The 17,666-nt window shown below is 68.7% G+C and carries 17 protein-coding genes; 5 read left to right on the top strand and 12 right to left on the bottom strand.

The window, feature by feature from the left end:
• Window positions 1-7: 7 nt before the first annotated feature.
• The gene (locus ACZ7KI_RS03935; RefSeq protein WP_470271690.1) at window positions 8-991 is read left to right on the top strand and encodes an ABC transporter substrate-binding protein; all 984 of its coding nucleotides are present in this window, start codon (window positions 8-10) and stop codon (window positions 989-991) included.
• A gap of 24 nt (window positions 992-1,015) precedes the next feature.
• Here ACZ7KI_RS03935 and ACZ7KI_RS03930 read toward each other — a convergent pair whose 3' ends face one another.
• Both ACZ7KI_RS03930 and ACZ7KI_RS03925 read right to left on the bottom strand, forming a co-directional pair.
• Complete coding sequence (locus ACZ7KI_RS03930; RefSeq protein ID WP_470271689.1) at window positions 1,016-1,738, bottom strand: maleylpyruvate isomerase N-terminal domain-containing protein; 723 nt, start codon at window positions 1,736-1,738, stop codon at window positions 1,016-1,018.
• A 9-nt stretch (window positions 1,739-1,747) separates the two neighbouring features.
• On the bottom strand, window positions 1,748-3,454 hold the full coding sequence (locus ACZ7KI_RS03925; RefSeq protein ID WP_470271688.1) for a GMC oxidoreductase: 1,707 nt from the start codon (window positions 3,452-3,454) through the stop codon (window positions 1,748-1,750).
• 121 nt (window positions 3,455-3,575) lie between these two features.
• Here ACZ7KI_RS03925 and ACZ7KI_RS03920 point away from each other — a divergent pair, with 121 nt between their 5' ends.
• Window positions 3,576-3,941 (top strand): hypothetical protein, encoded by a 366-nt coding sequence (locus ACZ7KI_RS03920; RefSeq protein ID WP_470271687.1) that lies wholly within the window; start codon window positions 3,576-3,578, stop codon window positions 3,939-3,941.
• A gap of 129 nt (window positions 3,942-4,070) precedes the next feature.
• On the opposite strand, the gene ACZ7KI_RS03915 is transcribed toward ACZ7KI_RS03920, so the two are convergent.
• The 3 genes from ACZ7KI_RS03915 to guaB all read right to left on the bottom strand — a co-directional run bounded on the left by ACZ7KI_RS03915 (window position 4,071) and on the right by guaB (window position 7,428).
• Complete coding sequence (locus tag ACZ7KI_RS03915) at window positions 4,071-5,204, bottom strand: GuaB3 family IMP dehydrogenase-related protein (protein ID WP_061983389.1); 1,134 nt, start codon at window positions 5,202-5,204, stop codon at window positions 4,071-4,073.
• 172 nt (window positions 5,205-5,376) lie between these two features.
• Complete coding sequence (locus ACZ7KI_RS03910; protein WP_470271686.1) at window positions 5,377-5,835, bottom strand: DUF3574 domain-containing protein; 459 nt, start codon at window positions 5,833-5,835, stop codon at window positions 5,377-5,379.
• An 81-nt stretch (window positions 5,836-5,916) separates the two neighbouring features.
• On the bottom strand, window positions 5,917-7,428 hold the full coding sequence (guaB, locus tag ACZ7KI_RS03905; RefSeq protein WP_465495826.1) for an IMP dehydrogenase: 1,512 nt from the start codon (window positions 7,426-7,428) through the stop codon (window positions 5,917-5,919).
• Between the two features lie 135 nt (window positions 7,429-7,563).
• On the opposite strand from guaB, the gene ACZ7KI_RS03900 reads away from it, so the two are divergent.
• Window positions 7,564-7,950 carry a DUF5319 domain-containing protein gene (locus tag ACZ7KI_RS03900; protein WP_037314839.1) on the top strand — a complete coding sequence of 129 codons (387 nt, stop codon included), beginning with the start codon at window positions 7,564-7,566 and terminating at the stop codon, window positions 7,948-7,950.
• 108 nt (window positions 7,951-8,058) lie between these two features.
• Here ACZ7KI_RS03900 and ACZ7KI_RS03895 read toward each other — a convergent pair whose 3' ends face one another.
• The 5 genes from ACZ7KI_RS03895 to ACZ7KI_RS03875 form a co-directional block, all read right to left on the bottom strand.
• A complete protein-coding gene (locus ACZ7KI_RS03895; protein ID WP_470271685.1) occupies window positions 8,059-9,009 on the bottom strand; it encodes an anti-sigma-D factor RsdA in 951 nt (316 codons plus the stop codon).
• Window positions 9,010-9,582, bottom strand: coding sequence for a sigma-70 family RNA polymerase sigma factor (locus ACZ7KI_RS03890; protein ID WP_037314832.1), 573 nt, complete (start codon window positions 9,580-9,582; stop codon window positions 9,010-9,012). It abuts the gene before it with no gap.
• A 382-nt stretch (window positions 9,583-9,964) separates the two neighbouring features.
• A complete protein-coding gene (locus tag ACZ7KI_RS03885) occupies window positions 9,965-10,561 on the bottom strand; it encodes a response regulator transcription factor (RefSeq protein WP_003073605.1) in 597 nt (198 codons plus the stop codon).
• A 140-nt stretch (window positions 10,562-10,701) separates the two neighbouring features.
• Window positions 10,702-11,541, bottom strand: coding sequence for a hypothetical protein (locus ACZ7KI_RS03880; protein WP_470271684.1), 840 nt, complete (start codon window positions 11,539-11,541; stop codon window positions 10,702-10,704).
• Window positions 11,542-11,550: 9 nt separating this feature from the next.
• On the bottom strand, window positions 11,551-12,465 hold the full coding sequence (locus ACZ7KI_RS03875; RefSeq protein ID WP_470271845.1) for a MerR family transcriptional regulator: 915 nt from the start codon (window positions 12,463-12,465) through the stop codon (window positions 11,551-11,553).
• A 248-nt stretch (window positions 12,466-12,713) separates the two neighbouring features.
• On the opposite strand from ACZ7KI_RS03875, the gene ACZ7KI_RS03870 reads away from it, so the two are divergent.
• Window positions 12,714-13,016: a WhiB family transcriptional regulator gene (locus ACZ7KI_RS03870; protein ID WP_037315007.1), complete on the top strand. Its 303-nt coding sequence runs from the start codon at window positions 12,714-12,716 to the stop codon at window positions 13,014-13,016.
• A gap of 243 nt (window positions 13,017-13,259) precedes the next feature.
• Here ACZ7KI_RS03870 and groL read toward each other — a convergent pair whose 3' ends face one another.
• Together groL and groES are read right to left on the bottom strand one after the other, a co-directional pair.
• Window positions 13,260-14,873: a chaperonin GroEL gene (gene groL / locus ACZ7KI_RS03865; RefSeq protein ID WP_470271683.1), complete on the bottom strand. Its 1,614-nt coding sequence runs from the start codon at window positions 14,871-14,873 to the stop codon at window positions 13,260-13,262.
• A gap of 98 nt (window positions 14,874-14,971) precedes the next feature.
• On the bottom strand, window positions 14,972-15,265 hold the full coding sequence (gene groES, locus ACZ7KI_RS03860; protein ID WP_009072407.1) for a co-chaperone GroES: 294 nt from the start codon (window positions 15,263-15,265) through the stop codon (window positions 14,972-14,974).
• Between the two features lie 428 nt (window positions 15,266-15,693).
• Here groES and ACZ7KI_RS03855 point away from each other — a divergent pair, with 428 nt between their 5' ends.
• Window positions 15,694-17,604 carry an N-acetylmuramoyl-L-alanine amidase gene (locus tag ACZ7KI_RS03855; RefSeq protein ID WP_470271682.1) on the top strand — a complete coding sequence of 637 codons (1,911 nt, stop codon included), beginning with the start codon at window positions 15,694-15,696 and terminating at the stop codon, window positions 17,602-17,604.
• Window positions 17,605-17,666 lie beyond the last annotated feature (62 nt).

Here is a 17,666-nt window from a genome sequence, read left to right as displayed (position 1 = left end):
GTGACCCATGACCCCACCCCGGCGCGCAGTCCTCGCCCTCGCCGTGACCGCTTGCCTGGCACTCTCCGCCTGCGGTGGCGGCGAACAGGAATCCTCTTCCACCGGCACCGGCCAAAATGGATTCCCGCGCACCGTCGAACATGTGATGGGGTCGGCCAAGATCGAGAAGCAGCCCACCACGGTCGCGGCGCTCGATTCGAGCTACGTCGACGCCACGCTGGCTCTCGAGACGAAAGTCGTGGCGTACACCAAATATCGCAATTACGACAAGCTGCCCGACTATTTGGGCGACGACCGCAAATACGCCGAGGGCGCCAAGGAGATCGGCGCGCTCGAGAGCCCGGACATCGAGCAGCTGTACGACATCAAGCCGGATCTGATCGTGTCCGCGAAGGTGCGCCACGAGAAGTTCTACGCGGAGTTCAGCAAGGTCGCGCCGACGGTGTTCAGCCAGACCACCGGCGCCACCTGGAAGGACAACATCCGGATGCTCGGCAAGGCGCTGGGCAAGGAAGCCTTGGCGGAGCAGAAGATCAAGGCCTACGAGGAGCGTGCCCGCAAGGTCGGTGACGCGATCAAGGCCAAGCTCGGCAAGCCCGCCGCCGTCTCCGTCGTCCGCTTCGTCGAAGGCGAACCGACCGTGCGGCTCTACAGCAGCGCTTCGTTCCCCGGAACCGTGATGGCCGACACCGGTCTCCAGCGGCCGGCCGGTCAGCCGGACAACAAGACGAAGATCTCCAACGACCTGAGCCAGGAAGACATCGGGAAGCTCGACGCGGAAGCGATCTTCGTCGCCAGTTACGCAGATGAGAGCAAGCAGGCCGAAAGCCCCAAGACGAAGTTCCAGTCGAACCCGCTTTGGGGAACCCTCAAGGGAAAGGTGATCGACGTCAACGACACGACGTGGTTCACCTCGGTGAGCCTCCAGGGTGCGCAGGCCATGCTGGACGACATCGCCAAGCAGTTCGGCGTCGACTCGTTCCGGAGCTGATTCAGTACATTTTGGACGGTGTCGTCACAGCCAATGCGGGAGCGGCGGCGCGACACCGTCCAAAGTGGATCCATCGCCGCGACCGGTGATCCACGCCAAGACTTCGCCAGGAGTCCCGGTGAGCGTCACCGGCTCTCCAGCGCCCATTCGCCATTCGTGCCGGGTCCCGTCGGAGCCGACGGCGACCAGGAGAACGGAGGGCAACTCGCCGCCGTACGACCCGATCGCGCCGCTCACGACGACTTCGAACTCTGGGCCGAGCAGTTCGGCGACCCGGCCGAAGTCGTAGCCGAGGTCCAGGTCGGCCAGGTGGATCGAGGCTTCGGACAGCCGCTTGCGCAGCACGCCTTCCCCCGTGATCGGCCTGCCCAGCCGATCACGCAGTTGCGCCGCCCATGCCTCGTCCGGCAGGGACGCGGCCAGGTCCGCGAACCGGTCACCCGAGTCCACGACATCGGCGGCGATCTCCGCGACACTCCGGCTCGCGCCCGCCTCGATGCCCTCCTCGCGCGCCGTGGCCGTGGCGTACATCGGGGTCTCGACGCCGGTTTTCGCCCACTTCAGCAGATTGCCGAGGCCATCGGCGTTCCGCGCGACATGGGACAGCAGGTGTGCCCGGGTCCAGCCGGGCAAGGCGCTGGGGGCGTGAACGGTGTCGTCGTCGAGCCCGCGAGCAAGGTTCGCCCACTCGTCGTGCAGAGAGCGGACCCGGGCCAGCAGAGCGGTTACGCGATCGGATGCGGTCACGCCCCCAACTTACCGCCGCAGCGCCGCGGGCGCGTCCGCCGGAACAGCCGGATTCTTCGGCGAGATCGGCTCTAGCCGCACGTACGGCGAGTCCTGCGGCGGCCTGCTGTCCTGTTCGCCCTTGTTCGGCCACAGCGAGAACGCCCGCTCGGCCTGGGCGGTGATGGTCAGCGAGGGGTTCACGCCCAGGTTGGCGGTGATCGCCGATCCATCCACAATGGACAAACCGGGGTAGTTGAAGACCCGGTGATACGGGTCGATCACGCCGTTGTCCGGCGCCGTGCCGATCGGGGCGCCGCCGATGAAGTGCGCGGTGAGCGGGATGTCGAAGATCTCGCCCCAGGTGCCGCCCGCCATGCCGCCGATACGTTCGGCGGTGCGGAGGTTGGCCTCGTGCCCGGCGGGGATGAAGCTGGGGTTCGGCTCGCCGTGTCCCTGTTTCGAGGTGTACTTGCGGCGGCCGAAGAGGCCGCGTTTGGTGTAGGTGGTGATGGAGTTGTCGAGGCTCTGCATGACCAGCAGGATCACCGTGCGCTCGCTCCAGCGGTAGCCGTTGAGCAGCTTCACGGTCTGGACCGGGTGCTTGACCATGAAGTCGACCGCTTGGCGCCAGCGCGGGACCGCCGAGTCGCCTTCGGTGGCGATGGTCTGCAGCAGGCTCATCGCGTTGCTGCCCTTGCCGTAACGGACGGGCTCGATATGCGTGTTCTCGTCGGGGTGGATCGACGACGTGATCGCGACGCCGCGGCTGAAGTTCCGCTCCTCGTCCACCGACGTGCGGGCGGCGCCGATGATGGCCTCGGAGTTGGTGCGGGTCAGTTCGCCGAGCCGCGGCGAGAGCTTCGGCAGCTTGGCGGTGTCGCGCATGCCGTGGAGCAGGTTCTGCGTGCCCCACGTCCCGGCGGCGAGCACCACCTGCGCGGCGGTGAGCTTGTGGCGGAACCTGCGCGAGGTGGTCCCGGTCTTCTTGACGCTCACCTCGTACCCACCTGCGTTTAGCGGGCTAATCGCGCTCACGGTGGTGAGAGGGATGACCTTCGCGCCGTCCTTCTCCGCGAGGTAGAGGTAGTTCTTGACCAGCGTGTTCTTGGCGCCGACACGGCAGCCGGTCATGCAGGCGCCGCATTCGGTGCAGCCAGTGCGCGCTGGACCCGCGCCGCCGAAGTACGGGTCCTCGGCGCGCTCCCCCGGCTTGCCGAAGTACACGCCGACCGGCGTCGGGTGATACGAGTCGGCGACGCCCATGTCCTCGGCGACCCCCTTCATCACGACGTCCGACGGCGTGACGCTCGGGTTGGTGACGACGCCCAGCATGCGGCTGGCCTGGTCGTAGTGCGGGCCGAGTTCGGACTCCCAGTCGGTGATGTGGGACCACTGCGGGTCGACGTAGAACGGCTTCAGCGGGCGGTACAGCGTGTTCGCGTACACCAGCGAGCCGCCGCCGACGCCCGCGCCGGCGAGCACCATGACGTCCTTGAGCATGTGGATGCGCTGGATGCCGAAGCAGCCGACCTGGGGCGCCCAGACGTAGCGGCGAAGGTCCCAGGACGTCTTCGCGAACTCGTCATCGGCGAAGCGTCGGCCCGCCTCGATGACGGCTACGCGGTAGCCCTTTTCGGTCAGGCGGAGGGCAGCGACACTGCCGCCGAACCCGGAGCCGACGACGATCACGTCGTAGTCGAAGGCGTCTTCAGTGGTGGTGTTACTGGCAGTCACACCTACGACTGTAACCCCGGCCACCTCTTCTGACCAGAGGTAAGTTACCGGCCAGTCACCTTCCACCCGGTTGCGGGAACGCGGTTGGGGGCATCATCGAACGGTGGATACGGATACCCCGGTGACGATCGACTTGACGCGTGACGAGCGCACGGTACTGCGCTGTGGCCTGGCGGAATGGGGTGGGCCGGCCGCCTGCACCGACGCCCTCGCCGTCGCGATGGGCTTCAAGGACGTACCGGACCTCTTCGAACAGGCGCGAAGGTTGCGCGAGGCGCTGGCCAACGACGCACCGCTACGCGCCTCGGAATGGCGCAAGACCCTGATCGCCACCGAGATCGTGTTCGCCAGCGACGTCTTCGGCTCCGGGATGGACTGGTCGATCACCACGGGCTTCTCGGACGAGGAGACCCTCCCGATCCTGCGCGACCTGCAGCGAAAGATCGCCGGCGCGCTCGGCTCCGCCCACTACCGCCCCCGCCGCTGAGCGACTTTAGCGGGCTAATCGCGACACAGGAGGGACGCGTGGGGCTGCTGTGACTCCTGGGGCACGTGGACGCAAAGCGGCCCGGATCGCGTTTAGCGGGCTAAACGCGATCCGGGCCGGGAGCGAGCGTCAGCGGCGGACAGTGAGGCCGACTCGCTGGAACTCCTTCAGGTCCGAGTAGCCCGTCTTCGCCATCGCGCGGCGAAGGGCACCGAAGAGGTTCACGACGCCTTCAGCGTCCGAGGACGGCCCGAAGAGGAGCGTCTTGAGGTCGACGGCGTAGTCCGGCCCCAGCGCCACGCGTGAACGCGGCAGCGACGGGTGCGCGGCGGCCGCCGTCCAGTAGAGCCCCTGCCCCGGTGCCTCGGAGGCGGCGGCCAGCGGCGCACCGAGCATGACCGCGTCGGCACCGCAGGCGATGGCCTTGGCGATGTCGCCGGACACGCTCATCCCGCCGTCGGCGAGCACGTGCACGTACCGGCCGCCGGTCTCGTCGAGGTAGTCGCGGCGCGCGGCCGCGGCGTCGACGATCGCGGTCGCCATCGGCGTCCCGATCCCGAGCACGCTGTCGGTGCTCGTCACGCCGCGAGTGGCCCCGTGACCGACGATGACGCCCGCCGCGCCGGTGCGCATCAGGTGCATCGCGGTCCGGTAGTCGCTCACGCCGCCCGCGATCACCGGGACGTCGAGCCGCCCGATGAAGTCCTTCAGGTCCAGCGGCTCGGCGTCACGCTGGACGTGCTCGGCGGAGATGATCGTGCCCTGCACGACCAGGATCTCGACGCCCGCCGCCAGCAGATCCGGCGTGAGTTCGGCGGCGTGCTGCGGGCTGACGCGCGCGGCTACGGTGACACCGGATTCGCGGACGGTCTTGATCGCCTCGGTCAGCAGGTCCAGCCGGATCGGGGCGGAGTGCAGTTCCTGCAGCTCACGCACGATCGCGGTCGGGTCATCGGTGTCCTCGGCCGCCCGGACGAGGCGGAAGATCGCGTCCTCGACGTTCGGGTGCCGCGCCCAGAGCCCTTCGGCATTGAGGACGCCCAGCCCGCCGAGCTCGCCGACGGCCACCGCGGTACCCGGCGACACGATCGCGTCGGTGGGGTGGGTGACCAGCGGCAGCTCGAAGCGGTACGCGTCGATCTGCCAGGCGGTGGACACGACCGACGACGACCGGGTGCGCCGCGACGGCACGATCTCCACGTCATCGAGGTCATACGCCCGCCGCGCGGTGCGGCCCATGCCGATCTCGACCAGATCCCGCACGTCAAGTCCCTTCTCACCGACGACCGTTACACCCCATTGTCGCTAGGCCGCGTGGGTGACCTGCGCACGGGGCTCCCGAACCGGGCGCGAAGTCACACCAGCCCCGCCTGCCCCACCCGTTTCACGTTTAGCCCGCGAAAGTCGCTCCGGTGGGGCGGCTGGGACTGGAGGGTCAGAAGGAGACCTTCTCCACGGAGTCCGCCCGGAGGACGGATTCCTGCGAGAAGGCCTTTTTGTAGGCGGTCCGGATCTCCTCGATCTCGCGGTTCGCGTCGCGGTCGCTGAACGGGTACACGACGACGATCACCCTCGACTTCTCCCGCGTGATCACCCCGTCCGAGCCGCGCCACTGACCGCGGCCGGTCAGCTCGGTGAATCCGTCCGGGAAGGCCGGGGTGATGGCCTTGTCGGAAAACGCCGTGAACTCCGCGTCACTCACCTCGCCACCGCCGGGCTTCGACGCGCCGAAGTACAACTCGGTGCGCTTCCACGGCTCGCCAGGCGCAGCCTGGGTGTCGGCAGCGCTCGAAACAGGTGCGGCCGAAGCCGCCACCCCGCCGCCGAGCCCGAGGACCGTGGCGGCGAAGACGGCCACCACGGTGCGCCGCGAAAGGGTCAGCGAAGAAGACATCCGGTTCCTCCCAGGAGACTTGATCGGCGGATCAAGTCTCCCGAGAAGGGAACCGGCTGCGTAAGTGTCCGAAAGGGCGGACTACCGGGTGGTGTAGTTCGGTGCCTCGACGGTCATCGTGACGTCGTGCGGGTGGCTCTCCTTGAGCCCGGCCGCGGTGATCCGCACCAGCTGCGCCTCCTGCAGCTCGGGGATCGTCGACGCGCCCGCGTAGCCCATCCCCGACCGCAGCCCGCCCACCAGCTGGTGGACGACGTTCGCGAGCGGCCCACGGAACGGGATGCGCCCTTCGATGCCCTCGGGGACCAGCTTGTCCTCGCTCAGCACGTCGTCCTGCGCGTAGCGGTCCTTCGAGTACGACTTCGCCTGGCCGCGCGACTGCATGGCGCCCAGCGAGCCCATCCCGCGGTAGGTCTTGAACTGCTTGCCGTTGACCAGGATCAGGTCGCCGGGCGATTCGGCGGTGCCCGCGAGCAGGCTGCCGAGCATCACGGTGGAGGCGCCCGCCGCCAGTGCCTTCGCGATGTCACCCGAGTACTGGATGCCGCCGTCGCCGATCACCGGAATACCCGCCGGGCGTGCCGCCTGGTCGGCCTCGTAGATCGCGGAGATCTGCGGCACGCCGACCCCGGCGACGATGCGGGTGGTGCAGATGGAGCCCGGTCCGACGCCGACCTTGATCCCGTCCGCGCCCGCCTCCACCAGCGCCTGCGCGCCGGCCCTGGTCGCGACGTTGCCGCCGACGATGTCGACGGTGTCACCCAGCTCCTTCTTCAGCAGCGCGACCGTCTCGACGACGGCGCGGGAGTGCCCGTGCGCGGTGTCGACCATCAGGACGTCGACCCCCGCGTCGGCCAGCGCCATCGCGCGCTTGTGCCCGTCCGGCCCGACTCCGACGGCGGCACCGACGATCAGTCGGCCGTTGGTGTCCTTGGTGGCGTTGGGGTACTGCTCGGTCTTGACGAAGTCCTTGACCGTGATCAGCCCGCGCAGCTTGCCCGCACCGTCGACGATCGGCAGCTTCTCGATCTTGTGACGGCGCAGCAGCCCCAGTGCGGCCTCGGCGGTGACCCCGACCTGCGCGGTGACCAGCGGCAGCTTCGTCATCACCTCGTGCACCGCACGGGTGTGGTCGACCTCGAACCGCATGTCGCGGTTGGTGATGATGCCCACCAGCGTCCCGGCGGCGTCCGTCACCGGTACACCGGAGATCCGGAACCGCGCGCACAGCGCGTCGACCTCGGCGAGGGTGTCCTCCGGCGAACAAGTGACCGGGTCGGTCACCATCCCGGCTTCAGAGCGCTTCACGACCTCCACGGCGGACGCCTGGTCGTCGATCGGCAGGTTGCGCTGCAGCACGCCCATCCCGCCCTGGCGCGCCATCGCGATCGCCATCCGGCCTTCGGTGACCGTGTCCATGGCGGCGGAGACCAGCGGGATGTTCAGGGTGACGTTGCGGGAGAGCCGGGTGCGGGTGCTGACCGCACTGGGCACCACGTCGGACTCGGCCGGCAGCAGCAGCACGTCGTCGAAGGTCAGCCCGAGCATGGCGAACTTGCTCGGGACGGGGGCGGTGACGCTGTCGCTGGTCATAGCAGGCGAACGGCCTTCCTAGCGGTGACTAATGGGGGCCGCCGTGGCTGGTGGCATCACGGCGAGGGCCTGCCCCTCATGATATCCGGGCCGGGCGGCCGCCCGGCCCGGGTGGGCGCCCGGTAGCGTGCAGGCGTGCCGCATGATGCGTTGCCCCCAGACCCGTTCGCGGATGACCCGGAGGACCCGGCCCGCGCGTTCATCGACGACGCCGACCGGCTGGACGAGCCGATCAGCGACGAGGAACGCACCGAGCTGCTGGCCGACCTCTCCGATCTCGCCGTCTACCAGGCGCTTCTCGAACCGCGCGGAGTACGCGGGATCGTGGTCGACTGCGGAGAATGCGACGAACCCCACTACCACGACTGGCATCTGCTCCGCGCCAGTCTCGAGCAGCTGCTCGCCGACGGACGGATGCGGCCGCACGAACCCGCGTTCGACCCGAACCCGGGTGACTACGTGAGCTGGGACTACTGCCGCGGTTTCGCGGACGGTGTCACCGCCAACGAGAGCGCCTACTGATCGCGTTTAGCCCGCTAAAGGCGACGTGAGTCCGCAAAGCGAAAGGGCCTGGTGAGAGGGATCTCACCAGGCCCTTTCGGCGTTCTGGAAGTACTGGTTCTGGAAGTGCTACGGGTTCTCGACCACGCCGGGCGCCTGTGCGCCGGCTCCAGTCCCCGGCGACGGCTCGTTGCGCGAGCCACCCGGGTCATTGCCCGAGGCGGGCTGCGTCGTCGACGTCGTGGGCGGTGGCGGCTCGGTCGTCGAAGTCGGCGGAGTCGGCGTGGGGGTCGTGGTGCCCGGCAGACTCGTGCCGGGGTTGCCGCCTCCGGGCAGCGATGTCGGCGGAGGGGTCGGCTGCGGCGTGGGCTGCGGGGTCGTCGCCACCGGCGTCTGCGTAGGCGACTGCTGATCCGAGGGCAGCGTCGGCTGGGTGGGGTTCTGCAACTGCGCGCTCAGCTGGCGGTGCTGCTCGATCAGCTGGTCGCGATTTTCTTCATCGGTCACCTGGCTCAGCGCGGCCTGTGCCTCGGCGAGCGCCTTGCGCGCGTCGTCGAGGCGCCCGCCGGCGAGCGCTAGGTTGGCCTTCTCCAAATCGAGTTTGGCCGCGGCAGCGGCCTCGACCGACCGGGCGTGGTCGGCGTAAAGCACCTTGGTCAGGCCCCAGAGAGTGTCACCAGGCTGCGCGTCCTTCGCGGCGAGACCGGTACCGGCGAAGGCGATGGCCAAGACGGCCGCGGCGGCGGCCACCGGGACCAGCAGCCGGCGTCTTCCCCCGTGTTTACGGGCGAGCGCGGCGGTCTTCACGGTGGTGACGGCGGTGTCGACGTCCACCAGTTCCGCGAGCGGTTCACTGTCGATGTCGCGCCGCCAAGCCAGCAACAGCGCGTTGAGTTCCTGATCGCCGAGGTCGTCGGCCATTTGCGGGTCCGAGCCACCGAGGGCATCGAGCAGCGCGTCATCGGCCTGCACGGCCGATAGATCAGCGGCGAACTCAGCCTCGGAGGACGTCAGCCCTCTTTCGAAAGCCGTCAGTTCACGATCGGTCTCAGGGGAGAACCGATGGTCGCGATCGGTCACTCAGATCACCTCCTCAGCGGCCAGAACCTTACGTAGGCGCGCGAGGGCGCGATGCTGGGCCACCCGGACGGCCCCGGGGGTGGACCCCACGGCTTCGGCCGTCTCTTCGGCGGACAAGCCCACTACGACACGCAGGACCACGATCTCACGCTGTTTGTCGGGAAGGACGCGTAGCAGTTGCGACATGCGCTCGTTCAGCTCGCCTTGGAGGGCGCGCTGCTCGGGGCCGACGCCACCCTCGATCTCGTCGGGGACTTCGGCGACCGGCTCGGCGCGGTTGCGGGCCGCGGCGCGATGCGCGTCGGCCACCTTGTGCTGGGCGATCCCGTAGACGAAGGCCAGGAACGGGCGGCCCTGATCACGGTACGAAGGCAATGCCGTGAGCACCGCGAGACACACCTCCTGAGCAACGTCGTCTGCGGAAGCGAACGAACGCTCCTGCCTGCCAACTCGAGCGCGGCAGTACCGCACTACCAAAGGACGGATGGCCGCCAGCAACCGCTCGACCGCTTGAGGATCACCCTCAACAGCAGCGGCGACCGGCTCATCCAGTCCGTCCCCCACATTGGCCATCGCAGACAACAGTCCCAGTGTTACGTATAGGCGTGCAAAGAGTCCGGCGTGTGACTTCGGGTGCCACTACCGGCGACAGCTACCGTACCGCCCGGGTACGCCGCCTTCGTTGACGGCCGCCACCGGCGCGCCGCCCTACCGGCGAACGCGCTGAAACCCGGGTCTTCCTGCGTCCCCCTCGCTCGTGGTCGAACTTTCAACGAGCCGGAACGCGATGAGATACGACGGTCCACCCGGAGGTGGACGCGCTCGGGCAAGAGTGCCTGAGCCGTGTGCAGAAAAGTGCGAAGCGTGACGGGGAACACAGGTACGGGCCAGGGGCTTGCCCCCGGCCCGTTGTCACCCGTTGCGCAATCAAACCAGCGAAATCAAGAAAGCGTTGTCAGGAAACAAGTCCACGGCGGAATCCGTGGGCGACCGCCTGAGCGCGGTCTCGCACGCCGAGCTTGCGGAACAAGCGGCGCGCATGGGTTTTCACGGTGTCTTCGGACAGGTACAGCTCGCGGCCGATCTGTCCGTTGCTCTTGCCCTGGCTCATCCCACGGAGCACCTGAAGCTCGCGCTCGGTGAGCTGGACACCGGGGTCCGACGGCTGACGCGGCGCCGGTACCGAAGTGCTGGCGAGGGTATGCGCCAGCGCGGCGACCAGCTCGGGACGCGAGGCGTCCCAGCGCAGGTAGCCGCGGGCTCCGCCGGCGATCGCGGCGGCGATGCTTCCCGCATCGTCCGGGGCGCCGAACACGATCACGTTCGCTTGGGGGTTCGCCGAGACGAGCCGCCTGGTGGCTTCGACGCCAGTCGGGACAGCGCGCTGGGTACCGACCAGCACGACGTCGACCGGCTGACGGGAGTACCGGGCCAGCAGCTCGTCACCGTGCGCTACGCAGTCGATGCGACTGACCCCTGGGACCGCGGACATCACTCGAGTGAGCCCTTCGCGGACACTGCGTCGGTCGTCGCAGATCAAGACCGTCGTCACGGGGTTTCCTTCCTGCAGCCGGGTGACATTCCACTTCCCCTATCGGACGCTTTAGCCCGAACCTTGACACGATCCGGTGGCTTTTTTTGAAAGTTCTTAGCCCGGTTGCCGGAATGGGCCCTCCAACAGGCTAGACGCCCTCAGCTCGGGACCCACGGAGATTCCCGTGCGAGCCACCTCCCGCAAGCATCTGCGCGCCGTAACACTGCGTGCAACAGTTCGGCACTTCTGAATCGATACTCATCGGCGTGTCCTGCCCCCAGATCCGCCGCGACCAGGCAAGCGACCCACAAAAGTGAATTGAATTCGTATTTCTCGGCGGTGTCGAGAGCGTCCTCGACCAGCGACTTCGCGCGATCCCGCTCAGTGGAACTTCCATTCGCCATCGCCACGGCGAGTACGAGTTGTGATTTGACGACATGTCGGCAGGCGCCATGGGTCCGCGCCGTTTCCAGCGCCATTTCCGCAGGTGCGATGGCCGCCTCGGAAATGTTACTCGCCAGTTCGATTTCCGCGCCCACCCAACCGGCCCTGGTCCGGCTCCGCCAGTTGCCGGTGTGCGCTCCCGCACGGGCCGCCAGCCGCCGGGCGGCGGCCAGCCTGCCGCGCCCGAGGTTGTCCGCCGCGAGACCGAGGAGGGCGTCCGCGCGCGCCCCCTCCGCGTCCAGGCCGTCGGGATCGGGTTCGCCTTGGGGCACCTCGATCACCAGCGCGAGCGCTTCCCCGTCGAGGACGAGCGCCGCCGCGTGCCCGCCCAGCTGCCGTCGATGCGAGGCCAGCGTGCTCGCGGCCAGCGACGCGAGCACCGGGTCCTTGCTCGTCCGCAACCCGCTCAGCACGGTGGCCGCCGCGGCGTACCGACCGCGGGCGCCGAGCCCGATCGCGGCGAGCAGCCGCCCGCGAGGCGAAGCGGGCACCACGAAGGGCGACGGCGGCGGCACGCCGTCCCCGAACGCGGCGGACCGCAAGGACTCTTCCATGCGTCCTTTCTAGCGCCTCGCACCGACAAGAACATGCTCGATCCGGTCGGCGGCCGTCGTCAGTTCGCCGAGCAGTTCGATCTTGTCTGGGAGCGTCGCGGGATCCCAGCCGGGGCCGCAGGCGAACATCCTGGTGCGCTGACGCCCGCGGGACACCCTGGCGAACAGGCGGGGGTCCGCGGTGGCGTTCCGTCCCGACCACAGCACCACCGCGGCCGGGACGCTGCGGCGGACGGTCACCGCCAGCACCTCGGCCGGCAGCGAGGCACCGAAGAGCTGGGCGCCGATCCGGCGGCCCGCGAGTCCCGCGGCGAGCGCGTACATCGGGAGGTTGTCCCGCTCGTCCGGGACACAGGTCAGCAGGACCGGGCGCTGGTTGCGCGGCTCGCGGAGCACCGGCGTCGCGCGGACGAGGGCGGCGTACACGCATTCGGCGAGCAGGTACTCGACCTCGGCGCCGGCACTGACCCCGCGCCAGCGCGCGCCGAGCGCGCTCAGGACCGGCGAGACGACCCCGGTCCAGGCAGGCAGGACGCCGAGTTCGCGGATCGTGTCGGCGAGCATCCGCTGGACCGCGCCGAAGTCCATCGCGAGCGCGGCCGTGCTCAAACGTCTGGCGAGCCGGGAGGGGACGTCGTGATCCTCCGCGGGCGGCGGGGTGGCCTGCTCCTCCACTTGGACTGCGGGGGTTCCCGGGTTCTCCTGGGCTGTCCGGGGCATTTGCTCGAGTGCGTACTTCGCCGCTTCGGCCGTCGAGGCGCCGCGAAGCAACGCGCGCTGCATCAGTTCGAGGCGGCCGATGTCGGAGCTGCCGTAGCGGCGATGGCGGCCGTTGGTGTGGCGGCTCGGGCCGACGCCGTATCTGCGGTCCCAGGTTCGCAGGGTGGACGGTGCGACCCCGAGCCGGCGAGCGACCGAGGCCACCGGCAGGGTGGGTTCTTCACTGCTGATCCGAGATCCCACTCGACCCAATATCCAGGCAGGCCGGGGCCGGGGCAACCGGAACGGAAAGTACCGCTCACACATCCGGGGGATGCCTAACGGCTGAATCGTCTTGAATCGCTTGAACAAGTATTGGCGCGCTTCTAACGTTACCGCCGTTGCACCGAATGGAGTATCCGCAGCGCAGCAGAGCAGGTAAACGCTTCGACCGGATGACGGAGGCGGTCAGGATGGCGGACACACGCAGGCTCCCGGGGCCCAACGCCGATGTATGGGATTGGCAGCTCGAAGGCTCGTGCCGAGGCATGGACAGCGCGTCCTTCTTTCACCCTGACGGCGAGCGCGGGCCGGCCAGAGCCCGCCGTGAGGCGAGGGCCAAAGCCGTGTGCCTGGCATGCCCGGTGCTGGCCATGTGCCGGACCCACGCGCTCGCCGTGCACGAGCCGTACGGGATCTGGGGCGGGCTGTCGGAGTCGGAACGCGAGCACATCATCAAGGCGGACAAACGCACATTGAGCATGTCGAACGGCTGATCCGGCCGAGTCGGCACCGCGGAAGGGCGGCATCCGGGTGGGGTGCCGCCCTTCCGCGTCTCCAGCTCCAGGCCCGCCCTCCCCGCCCCGGGATCGCGATTAGGGGGCGAAAGTCGCTCTTGCCAGGCCCAAGGCTCCCCGCAGCCGGATCGCGGTTCGGGGGCGAAACGCAGGTCGGGGCACAAGAAAGCGGGGCGGCACTCCGGGTGGAGTACCGCCCCGCTTCGGGGTCGAACGGTGGAGCTAGTGCGCGTGGCCGTGGCCACCCGCGGCGGGCTCCTCTTCGGCCGGCTTCTCGACGACGGAGCTCTCCGTCGTGAGCACGAGCCGGGCGATGGAGGCGGCGTTCGCCACCGCGGACCGGGTCACCTTGACCGGGTCGACGATGCCGGCGGCCAGCAGGTCGGTGAGCTCGCCGGTGGCGGCGTTGAAACCGTGCCCCCAGCTCTGCTCCTGGACCTTGTTCACGATGACCGCGCCCTCGTGGCCCGCGTTGGTCGCGATCCAGAACAGCGGGGCGGACAGCGCATCGCGGACGATGCGCACACCGGTCGCTTCGTCGCCTTCGAGGCCGAGACCACCGTCGAGTTCCTTGACGGCGTGCACCAGAGCCGAGCCACCGCCGGGCAGAATGCCCTCTTCGACGGCCGCCTTGGTCGAAGCCACGGCGTCCTCGATGCGGTGCTTGCGCTCGTTGAGCTCGGTCTCGGTGGCCGCGCCGACCTTGATCACCGCGACACCGCCGCCGAGCTTCGCCAGCCGCTCCTGCAGCTTCTCGCGGTCCCAGTCGGAGTCGGTGTTCTCGATCTCCTTGCGGATCTGCGCGACACGCGCCGCGATGTCGTCCTTGGTGCCGCCACCGTCGACGAGCGTGGTGTCGTCCTTGGTGACGACGATCCGGCGGGCGTTGCCCAGCTGGGCCAGCGTGGTCTCGGACAGCTTGTGCCCGATCTCGGCCGAGATGACCTCACCGCCGGTGACGACCGCGAGGTCGTCCAGGAACGCCTTGCGGCGGTCACCGAAGAACGGCGCCTTGACCGCGACGGCGGTGATCGTCTTGCGCAGCGAGTTCACCACGAGGGTGGACAGCGCCTCGCCGTCGACGTCCTCGGCGATGATCAGCAGCGGCTTCTTGGCCTCGACGACCTTCTCCAGCACCGGGAGCAGATCGGCCAGCGCCGAGATCTTCTCGCGGACCAGCAGGATGTAGGCGTCCTCGAGGATCGCCTTCTGCTCCTCCGGGTTGGTCGCGAAGTGCGCCGACAGGAAACCCTTGTCGAACTGCACACCCTCGGTGATCACGAGCTCGGTCGCCAGCGTGGACGACTCCTCGATCGTGATGACACCGTCCTCGCCGACCCGCTCGACGGCCTCGCCGAGCAGGGCGCCGATGGCCGCGTCACGCGAGGTGACGGTGCCGACCTGGGCGATGTTGTCGCGACCCTTGACCGGGGTCGCCTTCTCTTTGAGGATCGCGATGACCTTCTCCGCGGCGGCCTCGATGCCGCGGCCGATGGCCGTCGGGTTGGCACCGGCGGCGACGTTGCGCAGGCCGACCTTCACCAGCGACTGGGCGAGCACGGTCGCCGTCGTGGTGCCGTCACCAGCGACGTCGTTGGTCTTCGTGGCGACGCTCTTGGCGAGCTGGGCGCCGAGGTTCTCGAACGGGTCGTCGAGCTCGATTTCACGAGCGACGGTGACACCGTCGAGGGTGATGGTGGGGCCACCGAACTTCTTGTCGAGTACGACGTGGCGACCGCGCGGGCCGAGGGTGACCTTGACCGCGTCGGCGAGCTTGTTCACCCCGCGCTCGAGCGCGCGACGAGCGTCCTCGTCGAAACTGATCTGCTTGGGCATGGCCTTTTCCGCTTACCTTCCAGTTTTTAGCTTGAAAACACGAACGCCCCGTTCCCCGGCAATGCGGGGCCCGGGGCGTCATGCGCTGAGAGCGGACGTCAGTTGATGACGGCCAGCACGTCGCGGGCGGAAAGGATCAAGTAGTCCTCACCGTTGTACTTCACTTCGGTGCCGCCATACTTGGAGTAGATGACGACGTCGCCGACAGCCACGTCCAGCGGGACGCGGTTGCCCTTGTCGTCGATGCGGCCCGGGCCCACGGCCAGAACCTTGCCCTCCTGGGGCTTCTCCTTGGCGGTGTCGGGGATGACGAGGCCGGAAGCGGTCGTCTCCTCGGCCTCACTCGTCTGGACAACGATCTTGTCCTCGAGCGGCTTGATGTTCACGCTCACCGGGTTGACCTCCACGGTCGTCGAAAGCGTTGGCAGGATGTATTACGGCTCCTACCACCCCCGCCGTCGCGGGTGCCGGGGCGTGTTCGGGCCGTGCAATTAGCACTCTAGCCATGTGAGTGCCAGCTTCGCAAGGAGGGTCCGCTCACTCTCCGAAAACTCGGCCCGCGAGCGTCTGACCGGCCCTTTTGTTCCGTGGGGTGTCGCGCCCGCTCTCCATCGCCCTCGACTGCCCGCCTTCACCGGCGGCGTGCCGTCAAGTCGCGTTTAGCCCGCTAAACGCAGGTCGGGGGTGAGCCTCCCCGGATCGCGATCAGGGGGCGAAACGCAAGTCGGAGGGACCTTACGGAAGGGGCCCGTTTCTGGTTAGGTTCCGACCATTGGGGTCGGTCCTGTACAGCAGACCTAGTCACTGGGGGTTTACGCCCATGCCGCGTCCCTTCCATCCCGCTGCCCTCGAACCGCTCCGGCGCCGGTCCAGACGGACCGCCGGACTCGCGGTCCTCGCCCTCGCCGCCGGACTCCTCGCCGCCGTCCCCGCCGAAGCCGCCCCGGCGGATCAGCAGCGTCAGCGGGACTTCGCCGCCGCCGCGCGGGAATTCGGCGTCCCCGAGAGCGTCCTGCTCGGCGTCTCCTATCTGGAGTCACGCTGGGACTTCAACGCCGGTACGCCGAGCACGTCCGCCGGCTACGGCCCGATGCACCTGACCGACCTGCGCGAAGCGGGCACCGGCACGCATCACGACGAAGGTGAGGAGGATCCGCGCGGCGACGACGCCCGCCAGGCGAAACTCCCGGCGACACCGGCGCCGAAACCTCCCCCGCCCGGCCTGCAGACCATCGACGAGGCGTCCGCGCTGATCGGCCAGGACGTCGCGACACTGCGCACCGACACCACGCAGAACATTCGCGGTGGCGCCGCTCTGCTGGCGAAGTACCAGCGCGAGACCGGCGACTGGAAGGCCGCCGCCGCGCGCTACAGCGGCGCGAAGGACGCGGAGGGAGCGCGGTCCTTCGCCGACGAAGTCTTCGACACCATCTCCAAGGGCGTCAGCCGCAAGACCGACGACGGTCAGACCGTCACCCTCGCCGCCACGCCGATGAGCCCGGTGCGCGAGCAGGCCGGCACGTCGAAAGCCGACACTTCGAAAGCAGAGTGCCCGAAGAAGCTCTCGTGCCTTTCGGTGCCGGCGCCGTACCAGGAGCTGCCGAACAACGACTACGGCAACCACGACAAGGCGGATCGGCCGAAGAGCCAGAAGGTCGAATACATCATCATCCACGACACCGAGGGCTACTGGGACACGGCGATGGACCTTGTCACCGACCCGACGTACGTGAGCTGGCACTACACGATCCGCTCGGCCGACGGTCAGATCGCGCAGCACGTCCCGACCAAGGACGTCGCGTGGCACGCGGGCAACTGGTACGTCAACGCGAAGTCCGTCGGCATCGAGCACGAGGGCTTCGCCGCGAAGGGCACTTGGTACACGGAGGCGATGTACCGCACCTCCGCGAAGCTCGTCGGCTACCTCGCGCGGAAGTACGACATCCCGCTCGACCGCGCGCACATCCTCGGCCACGACAACGTCCCGGGCACGATTCCGTCGACCATCAAGGGGATGCACTGGGATCCGGGCCCGTACTGGGACTGGGCGCACTACTTCGACCTGATGGGCGCGCCGCTGTCCGGCTTCGGCCGTCCCGGTTCGCCGCTGGTGACCATCACGCCGGACTTCGCCACCAACCAGCCCGCGTTCACCGGCTGCGAGACCGCGGGAAAGCCTTGTCCGGCAAGGGGATCCGGATCGGTCGTGCTGCGCAGTGAGCCGAACGACTCGGCCCCGCTGCTCAAGGACATCGGCCTGCGCCCGGACGGTTCGGTCAGCACGATGGCCGTCTCCGACATCGGAAGCCGCGCGGAGACCGGCCAGCGTTACGTGGTCGCCGAGCGGCGTGACGGCTGGACGGCGATCTGGTACCTCGGCCAGAAGGGCTGGTTCCGCGACACGCGTACGACGAGCCCGGCGTTCGGCCTGGTCGTGACCCCGAAGCCCGGTCTGGCGACGGTGCCGGTGTTCGGGCGCGCGTACCCCGAGGCCGAGGCCTATCCGGCGAACGTGCCGGTGCAGCAGGTCGTCCCGCTGCCGTACACGTTCTCGGCCGGGCAGCGGTACTCCGTCGGCAACCTCCTCGGTTCCGAGTACTACTCGGCGACGACGTTCGACCCGGCGAACCACGTGGTCGTCAAGGGCAAGACCCGGTACGTCCAGATCCAGTTCGGCCATCGGATCGCCTTCGTGAAGGCGGACGACGTCCGGATCCTGCCCGCCGCCTGACCTGCTCCCGGAACCCGCGCGGATCGCGTTTAGCCCGCTAAAGGCGATCCGCGCGGGGCCGG

The sequence above is a fragment of the Amycolatopsis sp. NPDC039088 genome, from assembly GCF_055598845.1.
Note: the sequence above shows the minus strand (reverse complement) of the source record. Positions and strands in the feature narration are given on the sequence as shown.

Bases quoted from the DNA above. Each gene is read 5' to 3' on its own strand.
- ACZ7KI_RS03935 (WP_470271690.1), top strand. From the start codon at position 8: ATGACCCCACCCCGGCGCGCAGTCCTCGCCCTCGCCGTGACCGCTTGC.
- ACZ7KI_RS03910 (WP_470271686.1), bottom strand. From the start codon at position 5,835: ATGTCTTCTTCGCTGACCCTTTCGCGGCGCACCGTGGTGGCCGTCTTC.
- guaB (WP_465495826.1), bottom strand. From the start codon at position 7,428: ATGACCAGCGACAGCGTCACCGCCCCCGTCCCGAGCAAGTTCGCCATG.
- ACZ7KI_RS03890 (WP_037314832.1), bottom strand. From the start codon at position 9,582: ATGGCCAATGTGGGGGACGGACTGGATGAGCCGGTCGCCGCTGCTGTT.
- ACZ7KI_RS03880 (WP_470271684.1), bottom strand. From the start codon at position 11,541: ATGGAAGAGTCCTTGCGGTCCGCCGCGTTCGGGGACGGCGTGCCGCCG.
- ACZ7KI_RS03870 (WP_037315007.1), top strand. From the start codon at position 12,714: ATGGCGGACACACGCAGGCTCCCGGGGCCCAACGCCGATGTATGGGAT.
- groL (WP_470271683.1), bottom strand. From the start codon at position 14,873: ATGCCCAAGCAGATCAGTTTCGACGAGGACGCTCGTCGCGCGCTCGAG.
- ACZ7KI_RS03855 (WP_470271682.1), top strand. From the start codon at position 15,694: ATGCCGCGTCCCTTCCATCCCGCTGCCCTCGAACCGCTCCGGCGCCGG.